The 1,868-nt window shown below is 38.7% G+C and carries 1 protein-coding gene; it reads right to left on the reverse strand.

The features are described from left to right. Positions 1 to 18: 18 nt before the first annotated feature. Positions 19 to 1,755, reverse strand: coding sequence for an IS1634 family transposase (locus tag PX482_RS15585; RefSeq protein WP_288122656.1), 1,737 nt, complete (start codon positions 1,753 to 1,755; stop codon positions 19 to 21). Positions 1,756 to 1,868: the final 113 nt, after the last annotated feature.

Consider the following 1,868-nt stretch of genomic DNA (forward strand, 5'->3'; position numbering starts at 1 on the left):
AGAATTTCCGCCGCCCCGTTACTGGGTACAAATCAGGGAAACTCCCAATAAATCTAACGCTTTTTGTTGCAGTTGGGTCGGTCGAGTTATCTTAGAAAAACGATAACTTCCCTCCCTAATCGTACATTCCACTGTATTCAAGCAAATCGTCCCCAAGTCTTCCAACAAAGTCCGAAAGCTATGCACAGGAAAGTTCTCTTGATTCCGTTTTTTTCTCTCTTTAGACTGAGCGGATTCACTGCGACTCGCTTTAATCACATTCAGAGAACCATCATCAATTTCTTCATCCTCAAATAACAAAGGAGCCAAGCACTGTTTTAAATGCCATTCCACATAATAAGCCAACATACATAAAAAGATATGAGCTTTGACTCTATCACCCTTATAATGATAGATAGGACGTACCTTTAAATCAATTGACTTATAACAGCGAAATGCCTCCTCCACTTGAGATAAACTTTTATAAGCTTTAACCGTCGTCGCTGCATCCATCAAAGTTGACTCCAGAGAAGTTCTTAACACATACACACCATCTAAGGCCGTTTCTTGAGCGATTAATTCCAGCTTACGCTGATAAGAAAAGCCTTCTTCTGTTATCTCTAGGTTATAGTATTTATTGACCTTAAACTGATTAAGAACCTTGCCCACTCTCAAAGCTATCTTATCTTGACCCTTTAAAGCTCTTTTCTCCCTTTGAGTCGCCTGAACAATCAAATCTAGTTCCTTCTCTACCGCTTCTAATAATGCCTCTCTTTGTAGTTGATTTTTCTGGGCAATGAAGGGATTCCGACAAGCAATTAATCTTTCATCGGGATAATCTTCACTCTCAAATTCCACCAAGTTTACCTGATCAAATAATCCTAATTGAATCACTTCTACCTCAGCCAGTTTCCGAATTTGAGGCTTAGTTAAACCGGTAATATAGTCTAATCCTTCTAGCGGTTTTACTAATTCCTTGATTTTCGAGTTAGTTAAAATTCCTCTATCACTTACCCAGACCACATTCTCAATCCCCCAACCCTTTCTGACTTTCTCAATTTGTCCACCTAAAGTAGCACCATCTGAGGTGTTTCCTTCAAAGACTTCTACCGCTATCGGACAACCCTTAGCTGAACACAACAAACCAAAAACTATCTGAGTTTTCCCTTTCTTTTTATCTCGGTTATAACCATATTTTCCCAGTTCACAACCATTTCCTTCTAGGTAGGTAGAAGTGACATCATACAAGACTAATGTTCCTGATTCTAAGTGTTTAATTGCTAGGTGCTTCTCAATTTTCTCTTGTTTTTCTAATAACCAATCTAAGGCGTTATATAATTCGTCTTCATCGGCTTTCTCTAAGTCTAACAATTGTCCTAAACTCTGACTGCCAGTCTCGCTATTAAACCCTCTCGCTGTGGCTAGTTTCGATTTAGGATTGATGATTCTTGCCACAATCATCGCCACCACTAAGTTTCTGATTCGTGAGGATTTTTCACTGATTATTTTATCTAAACCTAATTTTTTAATCGTCTCTAAAATAGCCATCACATGACCATGAGGAAGACTTCTAATCACTTCAAAATGATTGGGAATGCCTTCAGTCATGGACAGTGTTGCTCCTTTAAGAGCCAGTTTCAGATTTTCGATAATATCATCGGGTAATTTTGAGAGATTGGCCAGGGTTCTTTTTTTGACTTGATCTCCTTCTCGGTAGGAATCTGGTCGAAGAACAGCGGGGGGGGAATTACGGTTAGGAACTTTTTCTATATACATGGCTATCATTTTAGCAAATGGAGAGAATTCTTTTCCATTAAGAAATGTTACAAATTACATGGGTACATTAAGATAAGTTAAGGGGGTGCATCCATTGATGGATAAGGGTTTTC

The sequence above is a fragment of the Microcystis sp. M53602_WE12 genome (assembly GCF_030065455.1).
Classification (GTDB): Bacteria; Cyanobacteriota; Cyanobacteriia; order Cyanobacteriales; family Microcystaceae; genus Microcystis; species Microcystis aeruginosa.